The following is a 16,647-nucleotide window of genomic DNA, read 5'->3' as shown; positions in this document are numbered from 1 at the left end:
CAAACCATACACAAATTAATTCCTGCCTTACAAAAATCAATTTTACCTATACATCAACAATACAACTATACCGTTTTCGTAAGTATGTCAAGGAATTTTATAATTTTTATAGTTACAAAAAAAAATTACTACTATATATTACAAATTGATAAATAAATAGATAAAAAACCGACATTTCATATTTTTATTATCAAAATACAAGGGGTTGGATTGGGCTAAGATGTTTCATTATCATAAATTTTAATTACGTAGTTGTAAGAATATAGTTGATTCATAGTTGTTAAATTCAGATTGGGCTGCAAAACAAATAGCTGAAAAATAGATATTCTTTAAGTATTATGGAGAACTTACTAATAATATACTATTACGTCTTCTGACCCTTGTCCCGCTGATAGCATTATTATCACTGTTATGTTACAAAAACACATGAAAATCGTCAGTATATTACTATATGGAAAAGTACTGTTTATTTCTTAAATTCGCATTTCATAATAATACCACAAATCGACATACTATGGATTTCAACAAGATCATTGAGCTTTTGGCTTATACACTGCCTGCCATTATAACGGGCGGCGTTGCCTATTACTTTTTGAGTATGCATACCAAAAATGAGGAAGGCCGCCGCCGCTACCTTATCCATAAAGAAGCCCAGAAAAGTGCACTTCCGCTGCGCCTTCAGGCTTTCGAAAGGCTTGTACTTTTCCTGGAGCGCATCAATCCTGCTAAAATACTTATACGTGTAGCGCCACAATCATCTGACAAGCGTGATTATGAAGATTACCTCGTTTCTCAAATCGAGATTGAGTACGAGCATAACCTTTCACAGCAAATCTACATCTCTTCTGAAAGCTGGGATATTGTAACCACTGCCAAGAATGCGACCATACAGATGATACGCAAAGCCGCAGCAGACGCCTCTGTAACCACTGCACAGGACCTGCGCGAAACATTACTGAAAAACCTATTCGATAAGCAAAGCCCAAGCAGTGTAGGTATTGCACAACTTAAAAATGAGGTATCGGATCTATGGAACTAACACCCAGTTTAGTATCCTGAAAATTATAAGCATCGTAACAGATGCTTTTTTTATTTATGTTTGCCATGTAAAAATCCCCTTACTATGAAAAAATTTTTACTTATCGGGTTAGTGCTTTTCTTTACAGCTGCAAAAGCTCAGACTACACGATATGAGAACAAGGCATACGGCTTTTCTATGGATGAGCCTGCAGGATGGATATGGGCCAATAACGATGACCTCAAGCAAAACCTTAACAAGCTCGACCTTGACAATGCAAAGCTCTTAAAGATCATTAGTGACCATAAGGGCTCCCTTCTCCTGATGTCCTTTTACAAATATGATCCCATGACCCACGGCGGGCTGATTCCTGCCATACAGGTAAACGTAAGGGAAAAGAAGAACAAAGACTTCGAGGTATTCAAGTCATACGTCATCAAAAGCGCGAATAGCTTTAAAGACCTGCATTCCGGCTATGAATATATTGACGAGCCTCAGGAAATAAAGATAAACAAGGTTAAAAGCCTTTACTTCAGCGGGAAATTTTCTATGAAAACGCAAGCCGGCGTAGAATATAAGGTGCGCAGCAGGACGTATGTGATACCGCATAATGAATTTTATTTCCAGCTTACCTTTACTGATGGCTTCGGTGAGGAAGACAATAGTAAAGAATTTGAGGCTTTAATTAAGAGTATTAAGATCGAGAAGTAGATTATTGGATTTTTAGTTGACTTTGAGGACAGTTTGAAAGTCCAATAATCCAACATCTAATCCAATATCTACTTCTCCGCCAGCAATCCTTCCAGCCTTCTTCTGTCGCTTTCCTGTAATGATGGCAGCAGGCTTTCAAACTGTGCCCTGTAGCCAGGTTTTTTAAGCAATCCTCTGATGCTATCTTTGGCAAACTTTACAAATTGCCATTTGTGGTGGCTGGCTGCATTTACAAGGTTTTGGAGCATAACCGGGTCGGGTTTGGCAAGATACAGCAGGTTGGCCAGTGCATTTTGCCGTACTGTGCTTTCATACATTGGCGAGGAATATTCCAAAAGCTCTGCATAGAAATTCTCCTTATCGGCAACACGGTAGTCTTTTGCGCCATAAGCCAGCGCCAGCCAAAGAATACGCAGGTTTTTATCGTTGAAGCCTATCCACCCATCCGACTTATCCAGGAATTCTGCTTGCCTTTCGGGAAATTTGCTGCAAAGTACATTCAACGCGATCTCTTTGGTGATATAGGAATTGTCATTTAGCAGCGTGATATATTCTTCCACAAAATCCTTTGGTATTGTAGTCACCGTGCGCGCTACCGCCTGGCGCAGCTTTATATCACCTGTTTTCATGGCATAGCGAACCAGTTCGGCTTTTTCATCAAAAGGGACTTCAGCCGTCTGGAAGAGCACTTCTTCCTTTACAGGATAAAACTGGTCGGATTGCAGGATCTGCAGGTATATGGGCTTCTTTTCGGCAAACCGCTTATCGCCAAGGTCGCCGAGTCGGAGGTACAATTGCATGAATTGGCTCTTATTCAGTAGCTCCAATGCTTCCTGAACTTCAAACCCGCCTTTTTCGAGCCAGCGCTTTTTGAATGCATTGGTATCATATGCAGAAACCTTATTTATTTCTGCAAGGAATTCGTCGGTATTTACATTACTGAAAGCGTATTTTTCAAGATAATTTTTTACAGCCGTCCTGAAAGCCTCATGCCCTATCCCTTCGCGAAGTACATGCAGGGCCCAGGCCCCTTTCTGGTAGAACGACAGCACACTTGCCTTTTCGTTCATTACCGGAATGGTATCGGTTTTTGCGGCCTGCTGCAATCGCTCGGCCATCTGGTACAGCTCGTAATTGAAATGGTCCTCGCCGTACAGCTCCCGTTCTTCAAGGAGCGCATAATAAGTCGCAAAGCCTTCCTGCAGCCAGTGGTGCTTCCCACTTTCGGCAGTGATAAGGTCGCCAAACCACTGGTGAGCCAGCTCGTGGGCATTGACATTAATATAGGTGCGGTCGTTAAAGCCGGTTTCATCCACCACAAAATCCTGTGCAAAAATAGTCGAGGTGGTATTTTCCATCCCGGCATACAGGAAATCGAGCACCGGCACCTGGCGGTAAATGCCCCATGGGTAATTTACCCCTATTTCTTTTTCAAGGAAATCAAATATTCGCTTACTGTCACGATAGGTCGGGCCGTATTTATCGCGGTCTTCAGGGCGCAGGTAATATTCCAGCGGCGTGCCGGACGCAGATAATTCCGACTTTTTTTCAAAAGTACCAATGGCCAGCATGACGAGGTAACTGCTCATGGGCTTATCCATTTCGTAATGCCACTTTTGCAGGCTGCCGTCTTTGGATTTATCTTTTAATTCGCCGTTTGCCAGTACAGTAGCACCATCCGGGTAAAGCACCGTCATATTGAAAATAACCTTCTCATTCACATCATCAAAGCTCGGTAGCCAGTGGCTCGTGTATTTGCCCTGTCCCTGTGTCCATATCTGGTCGCGGTTGCCGTCTTTTACGAAATATAGTGTTTGTTTTGGCTGTACTTCATAATTGAATTCAACCGTATTTTTACCTTTCTTATAGCCTTTGAAAAGTTTTAAGGCAGTCGCCGAAGCCACCCAGCCTGTTTTCTTTTTGCCATTCACTTTTACGTTGCTGAACTTCATGTTGCGGGCATCGATATAAATGGTATCCGTCTTTTTATCGAATACTTCAAACGTGTATTTTACCGTACCCATCACTTTCTTTTGGGGGATGTCAAAGGAAAGGCTGGCATCCATGGTTTTGAAGTCAACCTTTTTGTTTTGCTGTGCAAATGCGAATGCGGATATCAAAAGGAAAAAGAAATATCTCATGAAAACAGTGTTTGCACAAAACTACACAATTGCATGGATTTTATTTTCAGAATGTAACGTTAAATAGCGTTCATTACCCTTATTGATTTTTTAATTTTAAATGCTGAAAAATCGTACACTATGATTACTTTACGTTATAAAAAATTTTATCTCATCGTATTGCTGTTCATGATGGCTCTTTCTGCCAATGCCCAGCTATTACCGGGAACATCTGCTAAACCTGCGGATGCAGTTGCCGAAACACCAAAGGACTCATTAGGAAGACGCACCCCGCGAGGCACTGTGGAAGGGTTTATCAGCGCGATTGGGGAGGCCGATTATGTAAAGGCCAGCCAGTACCTGGAACTTACCAAACGCACCTACCGCAAGGAGGCAGAGCGCATCCGAATCGTAACCATTTTCCAGAGGTTGCTGGACCAGAGCGGGGATATACAGCCTTATGGGTTTATCAGCAACAAGGAAACCGGGCGTACCGATGAGGACAAAATTGCCGATGGCAGCGACCTGATAGGCAGCATAACCGCCGCTGGGGAAACCATTAACCTTATCGTAAAGAATACTGCGGCACCTGACCAGCCTGCCCTGTGGCAGTTTTCTGCTGAAACAGTAGAGGATGTATTGAGCATTAATGTAGACAGTGACCTTATAATAGACAAAGTATTGCCCGACGTACTGAAAGAGCGCCGCCTGGGTGGTGTCCCTGTCGGACACTGGCTCGCTGTGGTGGTGCTTATCATGATCGCTTACCTGGTTTCGTGGGCAATAATCTCGCTGATAAGCTTATTGATCCGTGCTCTCTGGAAGAAAGCCCGGGAAGAAAAAACAGCCCTTGTGATAAAAGCGTTCGGGCTTCCGTTTCGCTTATACTTGGCCGTATGGATATTTGTCGCCATATCGCAGGACGTAGGAATCTCGATCATCGTCAGGCAGCGGTTCAGCGTAATCACTGTAACCATTGGCATCGTTTCGTTCCTGATGTTGTTGTGGCGCATTGCCGACCTGGTGAGCATCTACACCAAAGACCGGATGACTGCACGTAAACGGGTTTCGGCCATCTCTATCATTATGTTCCTGCGGCGTACTGCAAAAATAGCTATCGTAGTATTTGGTATTATTGCGGTGCTTGGCGCATTGGGTTTTGATGTAACCACCTGGATTGCAGCACTGGGTATTGGCGGTATCGCATTGGCGCTGGGTGCGCAAAAAACCATGGAAAACTTTGTGGGCAGCGTTACCCTTATTGCCGACCAGCCCATACGCGTAGGCGACTGGTGCAAAATAGGCGATATTTCAGGAACGGTAGAATCTATCGGGATGCGCTCTACACGGCTACGGACGGCCGCACGAACCGTTGTTACCGTACCGAATGGCGATTTTGCCTCCAGTAAAATTGAGAATTTTGCACATCGCGACCGGTTCCAGTTCAATCCTGTATTTTATTTCAGGATTGAGACCACGCCCGACCAGATGCGGTACCTTTTAGTCGAATTGCGGGCTATCCTTTATGCGCACCCGAAAGTGATCAATACACCACCCATAGTACGCTTTACGGGAATCCATTCAAGCTCATTAAAAGTTGAAGTGTATTCGTATGTTGAGGCGCCCAATTGGGATACCGCCCAGGAAATACACGAAGACTTACTGTTGCGCATGATGGATGTGGTAGCCCAAAGCGGGACTTTCTTTGCCATACCTACACAAATGGGCTACACGCCAAAAGACCTGTTCGACTCCGAAAAAGCCGCGAATGTAACAGATATTGTTCATAACTGGCGGGAAAATGGCGAGATGCAGCTGCCGAAGTTTGACCCCGCACAGGTGGAAAAAATTAAAGATACAATTACTTACCCGCCAGAAGGAAGTGTAGTGAAGGAAGAGCCTGACAGCCAGGGTTCCAATGTAAACCTCCGTAAATAAAAATTCCTTACCTTGGTCATTCCAAAACAAACATCTATGCCCAATACACTACACAAAGCATTGCCGTTGAGCGCAATGCTTATCGCATTTGCTGTCTCCTGCAATAAAAAAGAAGACTCCGCCAAAACATCTTCCCGTGAAGAAAAACCAACTGATAAAAAGGAGAACATTGTTTTCTTTGATGATTTTTCCGGCACTGCTATCGATACTGCCAACTGGACACCACGTACCGATGTGTTCGTGAACAATGAGCAGCAGGCCTATGCCGATTCTACCGCTACGCTTTATCTGGATAAAAATGTTGAAGGCGCTGAGAACGGTGCGCTCGTGATAAAAGCCTTGTACAGTCCCGGCTACCTCGCAGAGAATGGCAAAAAGTTCGACTTTATATCGGGGCGAATGGATTCGCGCGGAAAAAAAGAGTTTACCTATGGCTCTATGGCGGCACGCATCAAGATGCCTCTTGGAAGTGGCTACTGGCCTGCTTTTTGGGCTTTGGGAGCACAGGGCAAATGGCCCGATTGCGGCGAGATAGATATCATGGAATATGTAGGCGAGCCCGACTGGGTAGGCTGCGCCATGCACGGCCCCGGTTATTTTGGCGATACGCACCTGGTGAATAAAGTTTACTTTGACGGTACGGATGTGGCCGACTGGCATATTTATTCAGCGGACTGGACGGAGGATGAGATACTATTTAAAGTAGACGGCAAATTGTTTTACCGTGTTACTAAGCCTATAGTTAACAATTACGGCCCGTGGGTGTTCAATAAGCCGCATTTCCTTATACTGAATTTTGCGCTGGGTGGTGCTTATCCTGCCAAGATCAACGGGGTGAAAACGCCCTATAACGGCATTCCGCAAAGCACAGTGGATGATATTAAAAAAGGGAACGCGAAGGTGTATGTGGACTGGGTGAAGGTGACGAAGTAAGCTCACAATAATAATCTTAAGAATAATTTCTTTTGTATTAGGCTAAATAAAAAGTAATTTCGCTCTCTTCTTTAATTATAAGATTTAAAATGAAACAATTATTATTTTCTTTGCTAACGATTTTGTCGCTTTCAAAATTAACCGCACAATCAATCAACGCTGAGCTTCTTGAATTAAATTTTGCAGGTGATAGCAATCCGAAAGATATCACTAAAGGTACAACTAAAATATTTTTTTCTGCTACAGAAGATATCCATGGAAGGGAATTATGGATTCATGATCTTATAACAGGTGAAACTTCTATGGTAAAAGATATTAATCCGGGTTATGAACCATCAATAGATAACTACCCATATTTTACTGTAATAGGGGATATTTTATATTTTGTGACTACTCCGAATATGGCAAATGGAGGGGCTTTATGGAGAAGCGATGGAACTGCAGAAGGTACTTATATGATTAAAAACTTTGCTCCTGAATCTGTTAACGACCAGGTAAGAGAATTAGTTGCTTTAAATGGAACAATTTATTTTATAGGATATGATAATATTAATGGAAAGGAATTGTGGAAGAGCGATGGAACCGAATCAGGTACAATAATGATAAAAGATATCTATGAAGGTGCCGGGGGCAGTGATATTTCAAATATATTTAGCTGCAACAATGCTATTTATTTTACAGCAAGAGATACAACACATGGTTATGAAATGTGGAAATCGGATGGAACACCGGAAGGTACTTTTATGCTTCGTGATATTTACACAGGTTCAGGAAGTTCTACTTTTGGAAAATCAATAGTTCTGGGTAATGATTTCTATTTCATTGCATTTAATAACATAGTTGGAAGTGAAATGTGGAAAAGCAACGGAACTACAGAAGGAACTCAATTATTTAAGGAGTTCGTGCCCGGAACAAATGGGGTTTCATCTAATTTTGATGGAATTGCAATTAACGACTATTTTGTATTCATGATTACATATCAATCCGGATCAACTCAACTATGGAAGTCTGATGGAACATTAGTAGGAACAAGTCTATTAAGACAAATAAATCAGGCGCAGGATGGATTTACCACATTTTCTCAATTTGTAATGTTTGACAACGTCGCGTATTTCACCGCAGGCGATAGTTTTTATGGCTACAAGCAATTATGGAAGACTGATGGAACAGTTGCAGGCACCCAATTAGTGAGAAATTTAAGCAGTAATATTTATGAACTGTCAGCAACAGAAAATTTTTTAATTTTCGCTTCCAGCGCAACCTCGACTTTTCCTGCACCATGGGTAAGTGACGGTACTCCAACAGGTACAAATCAGTTAAACAACTTAGACCTTACAGGAGATAGTTCGGGTGAACTTCGTTTCATACCAGTGGGAAATACAATATATTTTCCTGCCAGTAAAGGAGTATCAGGAGGTATGGAATTATGGAAAACTGATGGTACGATCGTTAATACAGTTTTAGTAAAAGATATTTTTCATAAGTACTCCGGTCTGACAGGAGGTGCAGCTAAAACAGCTTATCCTATGAATGATAAAATGGTATTTTTGGGAAGTGACGGTGAGTATGGGCTTCAACCTTTTATAACCGACGCGACTCTTTCCGGAACCCATATAGTAATGCAGCAAAATCCCCAAAATGGCCCAATTGCATTTTGGGATGAGTATAGCTGGCCTGAAAAAGCTTTTACAAAAGCAGGAAATAAATTATTCTATAAAGGACGAAAATCTGAGACCGGATATGAAATTTTTTGCACCGATGGTACAGAAGCCGGTTCGCAGCTTGTGAAAGATATAAGACCCGGAACTGCCGGTTCTATTGGCGATGCAACTTATTCAATGGAATATAATGGTGTTTATTATTTTAAAGCGAATGATGAGGTTCACGGTAATGAATTATGGCGGAGTGACGGCACTGAAGCGGGAACTTATATGGTTAAAGATATTTATCCCGGTTCCTCATCCGGATTAACAGCTTCAAATTATCTTAATATTCAGAATAAGAATTATGCTGTAATCAACAATTTTCTTTTTTTTGTAGCTGAAGATTCAACCGGAGAGGCTATTTGGAAAACTGATGGTACAGAAGAAGGTACTGTTAAAGTTGTCACTACCTCTTCTGAACCTGTAATTTTGGAAAATATTGAAAATAAATTTTTCTTTGCAATTAATAATAAATTATGGAGTACTGATGGTACACAAGCAGGTACCCAACTCCTTGGCACTTATAACGACGATTCAACTACGAGCCAGTTTAGAGAAACTTGTATTCATGACGGTAATATTTATTTTTCGGTTTATACTGGAACAGGTCTTTCATTATTTAAATCTGATGGAACTGTTACAGGCACTACTTTGGTAAAAGGTGGTCTTGTGACTGAAGCGGTGGGGATGGGGAATATTCAATATTTACAATCATGCGGGGATTATGTGTATTTTGTAATAGGTACAACTACCGGTAGTGAAACAGGAGATAAATTATGGCGAACAGATGGTACAACAGATGGTACAGTTTTGGTAGACAATACCGGATCTTTACAAGGACTCAAAGAGTTTACATGCCAGGATAATAATTTATTCTATTTGCATTATGGCCATCCAACCACAATATGGGTTAGCAATGGCTATGGGCCTACAGCCCCTACCCAAATTGAAGTTATTGTTAATAACCATCCCGATTTTGGTGTAGGTAATATAGGCTTGTCCGGTATATTAGGTATTGCAAATGACATTATATATGTTGAAGGGACAACTTTGGAAGGTGGGCGTGAATTATATGCCGCGGGCATTAGCAATATTTTGAGCCGAAACGAGACAGATCCAAAAAGCACTTCCCTTTCCGGTAATATTACAATTTATCCTAATCCGGCAAAAGATAAATTTACACTAAGCTTAAGAGATAATTCTATTATAAGATCTGTGGAAATTTATGATCTTACAGGAAAGCATGTTTTTAGTAAAAATGTTGACATTCCTCAATACAATGTGGACATTTCGGAACTATCAAAAGGAATATACATAGTCAGAATCAAAACAGACAGATCAACCGAATCTGTTAAAGTAATCCATAACTAAATAAGATTCTTCTTGGTTTACATATACTTCTCCAACATCTCAAAATCCTCATATTTAACCGCTACCGGCTGCATCTGTATGACCTGGAAGTCAAAGCCTGCATCGGCTATGGCGGGCAGGTAATTATCGGCCTGAAGCTCGTAAGCTATAGCCCATGCTTCTTCCTTCGTAAAGATCTCATTGGAGTCGATTGCAAGCACATTCTTGTATTTGGCAAGTTTTTGTATTTCGGCCTCGGGTATGAGCGACCTGTCGGCAAGCATTAGTATTTTGGCAGTACGGCCGGCTATGGATTGTTTCATGGCCTCCCTGAACCGTGTTGTATTTTCGGGAAGTGCCAGTTCGCGTCCGCCGGGTATGAGAAATAACGTAGTTTTTAAAGTCTCCATCGCATTATATCCTTTATGCGGCAAAGTTACATGGCAGAAAGGTAACCGCGAAATAGATTAACATTACGTAAAGGATTGTTATATATAGATTTTTAGATAGCAGACTGTTAGATGGTTCGCTCCAGATAAAAACTATGCTTCCCTCCCAGCCCCGACTGAAGCGGCATCCTCCCGACCGCAGGAAGGGAGATACAGCGCAAGGCGGGAATAACGCCCGCAAAAATGCGCAAGCCTTTCCGCTCCTGACAAAAAAATATGTATTTTCGTAAAAAACCAATATACACTATGAAAAAACTGCTACTGCTTTGCCTGTTACTGCCTTTTATGGCATTCGCCGAATTTTATCCCGGCACGATAACCTTTACGAACGGCACAACCAAAACCGGCCTTATTGAAGAACCCAGCGGGAAGCTGAGTAAAGTAATATTCAAAACCAGTGAAAAAGCTAAGGAAGAAAAGTTTAAAACCGAAGAGGTGAAAAGCTTCCAGATGGCCAATGCTGACGGTGTGATGGAAGATTATGTCACGATCATCCTGGGCAACAACAAGATCCTGAACCCAAAATCGTTTAACCTTGACTCGAAAAAATCGGTGGCGCGTATCATTAAAAAAGGTAGGATCACAATTTATGGCGTGCGATTCCTAAAAGGCTCCCTGAGCGGGAACAGCATGGCGGGAATTAACAATACCCGATACCAGTCGGAAGCCTATTATATGCAGCGCGGCGATGAGGATTTTGCGTTTGCAATAGGCATATGGCAATCGGACCTGACCTTTATGACGGGCTTTAACTTATACCAGGTAGTGGATTTCAACTTCAAGGATACCTGCCCGCAATTTGTGGAGGAACTGAAAAAGGCCGACCTGAAAAATACCGAGTTTGAAAGGATCGTGGATATTTATGAAGCGACGTGTAAATAGATTTTGATTGTTAGATTGTTAGATTGTTAGACTTAAAGACCAAACCCTGTAACTTACAGAAGCTTTTGCTACTAACAGACGAAAAGCTTTTACATAATTGCAACACTATTGTTTATGACGATAACATCCGCACAGGACACCTATACTACTATTTACCTGATACGTCACGCCGAAAAGGCCGATACTTCTGCTGATACACACCTTTCGGAGGCCGGTAAGGAGCGTGCAGTGCGTTGGATGGAATACCTTGTTGCCAATCGCATTCAAGCAATATATACAACGCCGTACAACCGTACAAGGGAAACAGCGCAACCATTGGCAGACGCGCTAAACATGAAACCTATAGAATACAGCCCGCGCGACATGGATTTGGCAGCCATAATAAAGAAACATGAAAATAGCGCTGTACTTATCGTTGGCCACAGCAATACCATCCCCGGTTATATCAACCGCCTGACAGGCAAGGATGAATACAGCGATATCCCTGAGGATGAATTTGGCAGGTTATATATGGTAAATGTAGAGAACGGAAAGGTAATTGATATACAAATTGAAGAATTATAATCAAAGGCAGCCTGTTGCTGCTTTAAACTATTATGTGTAATTTTGCATCCCTATGCAAAAAACGGTTAACATACTAAACAAAAGGGCCCGGTTCGATTATGAGATACTGGAACGCTATGACGCGGGCATTGTGCTGGCCGGCTCTGAGATAAAATCCATCCGTTTGGGGAAGGCCTCTATTGCCGAAAGTTTTTGCGAATTCCAGGGGCATGAGTTGTTTGCCATCAACACCAATATAGAGGAATATGCTTTTAGCCGCAGCTTTAGCCACAAGCCTAAAAGCGAGCGCAAACTGCTTCTGAACAAAAAGGAACTGAAAAGCCTTCATAAAAGTGTGCAGAACCAGGGACTTACCATAATCCCCCTCCGGATGTTCACCAACGAAAAAGGGATCGCCAAGCTGGAAATAGGCCTTTGCCGAGGTAAGAAGAACTACGACAAGCGCGAAACCATGAAGGAACGCGATACCAAAAGGGATTTAGACAGGATAAAGAAAATATATAAATAAGGGGCCGGAAGCCTCTTTTTTTTATTAGCAGACTACTTTTAATTACAGTTTTCAAGAATAAAACTATCATCACCGTTTTTAAATACAATAGTTTTAAAATCCTTATTAAGCTTAAAAACTCTCTTATAGTTTTTACCTTTCTTAATTTCAATACTATCTCTAATAATTTTTATATTCGGTTCCCTTACATCCGAAATTGAAACATCATTTTCATCAGGCGTACGCATATATAAAGCATCACTCTTTATTTTATAGTAATGGTCAATTAATGTAAAATCCTTATTAAGCGGGACAGAAATTTCGGAAACAAATATATCCTTATCGGCTGAATTATAAAAATTCAGGAATATGTAGCCATTTTCTCTGTAGAAACAGTTTTTTGTATATTGTGTATTTTCCCATTCCAGAGGCTTACATCCCAATAACAAAAAACATGAGAAGATAAAAATTCTGACACTCATATATTTCTACATTATTGTATATCTAATCCTTATGCTCCTCCAACCACTCCAATCTCCTTTGATCCGGTAAATGCTTTACAGAGAAGTTCTCGAATTTCGCTTCAAAGCCATTGCCATCCGGGCAGGCAGCCATCAGTCCAACCATTACCGGGGTATTGTCCTGCAATGGCGCATTGCGGGTCATTATCCAGGTCTTGTCATCATACGAATAGAATACCTCAACCGCATCAAGCCTTCGCACTACTTTTATCCAGACAAACGGTGGCGCTTTATCCAGTGTGGTCACGCTCCAGTCACTTTTGTCATGCGTCACTACTGTACTGATATTAAACTTTCCATCGACAAACTCCACGCCTGTCTTGATGTAATTCTTTTGGTCGATACGCAGCATCAGGCCCATCTGGTCGAAGCGGGCTTTGTAAGCTCCGGTAATCTTTACTTTAGCTTCAAACTCGCCGCCATAGGTGGTATAATAAAAGGGTGCATCATCAACGGTAAACCCGTAATGGGATATCCTCCAGTAATCGCTCTTTGGGGTTACCTGCATGATGAGGCTTTTGTCTTTTATCTGCCATTGTGCCGGCTCGTTGAACCATTGCATCTTGTCAAGGCTCTGCGCCGATGTGAATTGGGCCACCGCTATTAGCACTAAACCGGAGAAGAATTGTTTCATTGTTGTAGGTTAACAATGTAAAGATAGGAAGTTTGTGCGAATCTTCAGAGGTTGCAGTGCAACGCCTCTACAAAGAAACAGCGGGAACAGCTGTAATTTCTCTTAGAAAAATCTGTGGAAATCCTCCCAATCCGCGTCATCCGCGTTCCTTAAAATCAATTCTTATTCTCCAGCAGCGGCACAAACCTGAAATTCCCCAGCTCATGCTTTTCAAATTGTGTTTCGCTTTTTCTAATGAGAAGCGTCATTATCTGGGCTTCATTTTCGCCACCTACGGGTATCACGAGCCTGCCCCCTATTTTCAATTGCGCCATAAGCGGCTTGGGGATCATCGGCGCTCCTGCGGTAACGATGATGCTGTCGAAAGGAGCAAAATTTGGCAACCCTTTATAACCGTCCCCAAAGGAAAGGTGCTTGGGGCGGATGCCAAGTTTAGGCAATAATAATGAGGTGGTTTTAAATAGCTCATTCTGTCTCTCTACACTATATACCTTTGCGCCCATGGTACACAGCACTGCGGTCTGGTAGCCCGACCCGGTGCCTATTTCCAATACTTTATGGTCTTTCTCGACCTCCAGCAATTGCGACTGGTAAGCCACAGTATACGGCTGTGAAATGGTTTGCCCTGCCCCTATCGGGAAAGCTTTGTCCTGGTAGGCATAATCCTCAAACGAGGAGTTGAGGAAAAGGTGCCTCGGTATCTTTTTGATGGCGGCCAAAACATTTTTATCGGTAATGCCTTTTTGTTCCAAAACGCTTACCAACTGATTGCGAAGTCCCTGATGTTTGGCTGTATCTTTCAATTCCTGCTTGTATTAGTTGCCGTAAAAATAGAAAACATTTTCGGTATTTGCAGGCCAAAAAACAGGATTTGGCACATTAATAATCCCATAAATTTAAAGCGGTTTTTTGGCACCGTCTTTTTGGAATATCCAACCAAATAATGCTATTTTTGTTAAAAATATATACCTTATGCTTAAAGTTGGCGTATTAGGCGCAGGGCATCTCGGAAAGATTCACCTGCGTTTGCTCAACCAGTCTGAAAAATATGAGCTTGTTGGTTTTTATGACCCTAACAGCGAAAATGCTGATAAAGTTTCCAATGAATTCGGCTACAAAAAATTCGATACCATAAGCGAACTTATTGCCGCTGTAGATGTAGTGGATATCGTAACCCCTACCCTGTCGCACCACGATTGTGCCAAAGAGGCTATCATGGCAGGCAGGCACGTGTTTGTGGAAAAGCCGATATCCAACACGGTGGAGGAAGCCGAGGAAATCATGCGGCTGGCTAAGGAGCACAATGTTAAAGGGCAGGTAGGCCATGTGGAACGGTTCAACCCGGCTTTTATCGCTACTAAAAACATGATCGAGAACCCAATGTTCATTGAAACGCACCGCCTTGCGGAATTCAACCCTCGGGGAACGGATGTGCCTGTGGTCCTTGACCTGATGATACACGACATCGATGTGATATTGAGCGTTGTGAAATCGCCTGTTAAGAATATTAATGCCAGTGGGGTGTCGGTTATTAGCGATACGCCGGATATTGCCAACGCCCGCATCGAGTTCGAGAACGGCTGTGTGGCTAACCTCACATCGAGCCGCATTTCGATGAAGAACATGCGCAAATCGAGGTTCTTCCAAAAGGATGCCTATATCTCTGTTGACTTTCTTGATAAAATATGCGAGGTGGTAAAAATGAAGGATGCACCTGAAGTACCGGGCGATTTCGACATGATACTGCAAAATGCCGAGGGTGTGAAAAAGCAAATCTATTTCGACAACCCGGATGTGCAGGCGAACAATGCCATCCTTGACGAACTGGAAACGTTTGCCGATGCCATCAATAACGATACTACCCCGGTGGTAACTCTGGAAGATGGTGCGGAAGCATTGCGGATTGCTTACAGGATCATTGAGGCTTCGAAGAATAGATGATAAAAACGCGATTAAAATATACAGTCGCATTACCACTAATTTTAGTTTTAGGTATTCCTGCGTTGCTAATTTCAGTGTTATATGATCTGGATTCAACCTTCACTTCAAAAGAAGCAGGAGTGTTTGTATGCATTCTGCTCCTCGTCATCTGGATCTTTATGTTGATCGAACTAAGAGACAAACTAATAAAAATAGATTTCGGTAATAACGAAATTAAAATCCGCAGGTATCTTGGACTGGGTAAAGAAGAACGCTATCCCATAAAAATTTTAACCGGATTTCAAACATCTGAAGTTTCAGGCTGTACTAATTTATACCTGATAAAAGGCAAGGTAAGGATAGCCAAATCTTCAAGTTTTTATCATTCCAACTTCGAAGAAATATTACAATTCTCAAAAAACTGTTTAACGGATCTTGGCAATGTGAATACAACAATTACAAGCGAGGTAAAAGACGCTTTACAAAAGAAACAAACAAACTAAACATACTTAAAAAATGAAAAACATAGCTGTAATAGGCGCAGGAACAATGGGTAATGGTATTGCCCATACTTTCGCGCAAAGCGGATTTAGTGTAAAACTTATTGATGTATCTGAAAAATCGCTTGATAAAGGGATGGCGACCATTGCAGCCAACCTGGACAGGATGGTGGCAAAAGGGTCTATCACGGAAGAGGACAAAGCGAAGACCATTGGCAACATCATTACTTATACTGATATTAAAGATGGCGTGGTAAACGTTGACCTGGTTGTGGAAGCCGCTACGGAAAACGTAGACCTTAAATTAAAGATATTTAAAGACCTGAATGAGTTTTGCGACGAAAAAACCATACTGGCTACCAACACTTCCTCTATCTCGATCACGCAGATCGCAGCCGTAACCACAAGGCAGGACAAAGTGATAGGCATGCACTTTATGAACCCGGTGCCGATCATGAAGCTGGTTGAGATCATCCGCGGCTACAACACATCGGATGAGGTGACCAAAACCATTATGGATCTTTCTGAAAAATTGGGTAAAGTTCCTGTAGAAGTGAACGATTACCCGGGATTTGTGGCTAACCGCATATTAATGCCGATGATCAATGAGGCGATAGAGACCTTATACAATGGTGTTGCCGGTGTTTATGAGATCGATACCGTAATGAAGCTTGGCATGGCACACCCGATGGGGCCGTTGCAGCTTGCTGATTTTATTGGCCTTGATGTATGCCTTTCTATCCTTAATGTAATGTACGACGGCTTTAAGAATCCTAAATATGCGCCATGCCCGTTATTGGTGAACATGGTACGCGCAGGTAAGCTGGGCGTGAAGAGCGGTGAGGGCTTCTATGACTACTCGGAAAGCAAGAAAGCGGAGAAAGTAGCTTATAAGAAGTAGGCAGTCACAGTTTGCA

16 protein-coding genes are annotated in these 16,647 nt (G+C 42.2%); 11 read left to right on the top strand and 5 right to left on the bottom strand.

Annotation, left to right across the window (positions count from 1 at the left end; genetic code table 11):
• The first annotated feature begins 514 nt into the window (after positions 1–514).
• Together HYN59_RS11310 and HYN59_RS11305 are read left to right on the top strand one after the other, a co-directional pair.
• A complete protein-coding gene (locus HYN59_RS11310) occupies positions 515–1,039 on the top strand; it encodes a DUF7935 family protein (RefSeq protein ID WP_108778360.1) in 525 nt (174 codons plus the stop codon).
• A gap of 84 nt (positions 1,040–1,123) precedes the next feature.
• Positions 1,124–1,729: a hypothetical protein gene (locus tag HYN59_RS11305; RefSeq protein WP_108778359.1), complete on the top strand. Its 606-nt coding sequence runs from the start codon at positions 1,124–1,126 to the stop codon at positions 1,727–1,729.
• Between the two features lie 68 nt (positions 1,730–1,797).
• Here the strand turns inward: HYN59_RS11305 and HYN59_RS11300 are convergent, their stop codons facing one another.
• On the bottom strand, positions 1,798–3,870 hold the full coding sequence (locus HYN59_RS11300; RefSeq protein WP_108778358.1) for a M1 family metallopeptidase: 2,073 nt from the start codon (positions 3,868–3,870) through the stop codon (positions 1,798–1,800).
• Between the two features lie 120 nt (positions 3,871–3,990).
• On the opposite strand from HYN59_RS11300, the gene HYN59_RS11295 reads away from it, so the two are divergent.
• The 3 genes from HYN59_RS11295 (at position 3,991) to HYN59_RS11285 (ending at position 9,794) form a co-directional block, all read left to right on the top strand.
• A complete protein-coding gene (locus tag HYN59_RS11295) occupies positions 3,991–5,787 on the top strand; it encodes a mechanosensitive ion channel family protein (RefSeq protein ID WP_108778357.1) in 1,797 nt (598 codons plus the stop codon).
• Positions 5,788–5,823: 36 nt separating this feature from the next.
• Entirely contained in the window at positions 5,824–6,720 is an 897-nt protein-coding gene (locus HYN59_RS11290; RefSeq protein ID WP_245895549.1) for a glycoside hydrolase family 16 protein, read from the top strand.
• Between the two features lie 89 nt (positions 6,721–6,809).
• Entirely contained in the window at positions 6,810–9,794 is a 2,985-nt protein-coding gene (locus HYN59_RS11285) for an ELWxxDGT repeat protein (RefSeq protein ID WP_108778355.1), read from the top strand.
• 17 nt (positions 9,795–9,811) lie between these two features.
• Here HYN59_RS11285 and HYN59_RS11280 read toward each other — a convergent pair whose 3' ends face one another.
• Positions 9,812–10,183, bottom strand: a complete 372-nt coding sequence (locus tag HYN59_RS11280; protein ID WP_108778354.1) for a hypothetical protein — start codon at positions 10,181–10,183, stop codon at positions 9,812–9,814.
• Between the two features lie 285 nt (positions 10,184–10,468).
• Here HYN59_RS11280 and HYN59_RS11275 point away from each other — a divergent pair, with 285 nt between their 5' ends.
• The 3 genes from HYN59_RS11275 to smpB all read left to right on the top strand — a co-directional run bounded on the left by HYN59_RS11275 (position 10,469) and on the right by smpB (position 12,176).
• A complete protein-coding gene (locus HYN59_RS11275; protein WP_108778353.1) occupies positions 10,469–11,104 on the top strand; it encodes a hypothetical protein in 636 nt (211 codons plus the stop codon).
• Positions 11,105–11,218: 114 nt separating this feature from the next.
• A complete protein-coding gene (locus tag HYN59_RS11270) occupies positions 11,219–11,668 on the top strand; it encodes a SixA phosphatase family protein (protein ID WP_108778352.1) in 450 nt (149 codons plus the stop codon).
• 52 nt (positions 11,669–11,720) lie between these two features.
• Positions 11,721–12,176, top strand: a complete 456-nt coding sequence (smpB, locus tag HYN59_RS11265) for an SsrA-binding protein SmpB (RefSeq protein ID WP_108778351.1) — start codon at positions 11,721–11,723, stop codon at positions 12,174–12,176.
• 38 nt (positions 12,177–12,214) lie between these two features.
• Here the strand turns inward: smpB and HYN59_RS11260 are convergent, their stop codons facing one another.
• The 3 genes from HYN59_RS11260 to HYN59_RS11250 form a co-directional block, all read right to left on the bottom strand.
• The gene (locus HYN59_RS11260) at positions 12,215–12,637 is read right to left on the bottom strand and encodes a hypothetical protein (protein WP_146185926.1); all 423 of its coding nucleotides are present in this window, start codon (positions 12,635–12,637) and stop codon (positions 12,215–12,217) included.
• 22 nt (positions 12,638–12,659) lie between these two features.
• Positions 12,660–13,310 carry a DUF1349 domain-containing protein gene (locus tag HYN59_RS11255; RefSeq protein ID WP_108778349.1) on the bottom strand — a complete coding sequence of 217 codons (651 nt, stop codon included), beginning with the start codon at positions 13,308–13,310 and terminating at the stop codon, positions 12,660–12,662.
• A gap of 155 nt (positions 13,311–13,465) precedes the next feature.
• Positions 13,466–14,113: a protein-L-isoaspartate(D-aspartate) O-methyltransferase gene (locus tag HYN59_RS11250; RefSeq protein ID WP_108778348.1), complete on the bottom strand. Its 648-nt coding sequence runs from the start codon at positions 14,111–14,113 to the stop codon at positions 13,466–13,468.
• Positions 14,114–14,282: 169 nt separating this feature from the next.
• Between HYN59_RS11250 and HYN59_RS11245 the strand changes: the two genes are divergently transcribed.
• The 3 genes from HYN59_RS11245 (at position 14,283) to HYN59_RS11235 (ending at position 16,631) form a co-directional block, all read left to right on the top strand.
• The gene (locus HYN59_RS11245) at positions 14,283–15,251 is read left to right on the top strand and encodes a Gfo/Idh/MocA family protein (protein WP_108778347.1); all 969 of its coding nucleotides are present in this window, start codon (positions 14,283–14,285) and stop codon (positions 15,249–15,251) included.
• 158 nt (positions 15,252–15,409) lie between these two features.
• Complete coding sequence (locus HYN59_RS11240) at positions 15,410–15,733, top strand: hypothetical protein (protein ID WP_146185925.1); 324 nt, start codon at positions 15,410–15,412, stop codon at positions 15,731–15,733.
• A gap of 13 nt (positions 15,734–15,746) precedes the next feature.
• Positions 15,747–16,631, top strand: a complete 885-nt coding sequence (locus HYN59_RS11235) for a 3-hydroxyacyl-CoA dehydrogenase family protein (protein ID WP_108778345.1) — start codon at positions 15,747–15,749, stop codon at positions 16,629–16,631.
• Positions 16,632–16,647 lie beyond the last annotated feature (16 nt).

This window comes from Flavobacterium album (genome assembly GCF_003096035.1).
In the GTDB taxonomy this organism is placed as follows: Bacteria; Bacteroidota; Bacteroidia; order Flavobacteriales; family Flavobacteriaceae; genus Flavobacterium; species Flavobacterium album.
Note: the sequence above shows the minus strand (reverse complement) of the source record. Positions and strands in the feature narration are given on the sequence as shown.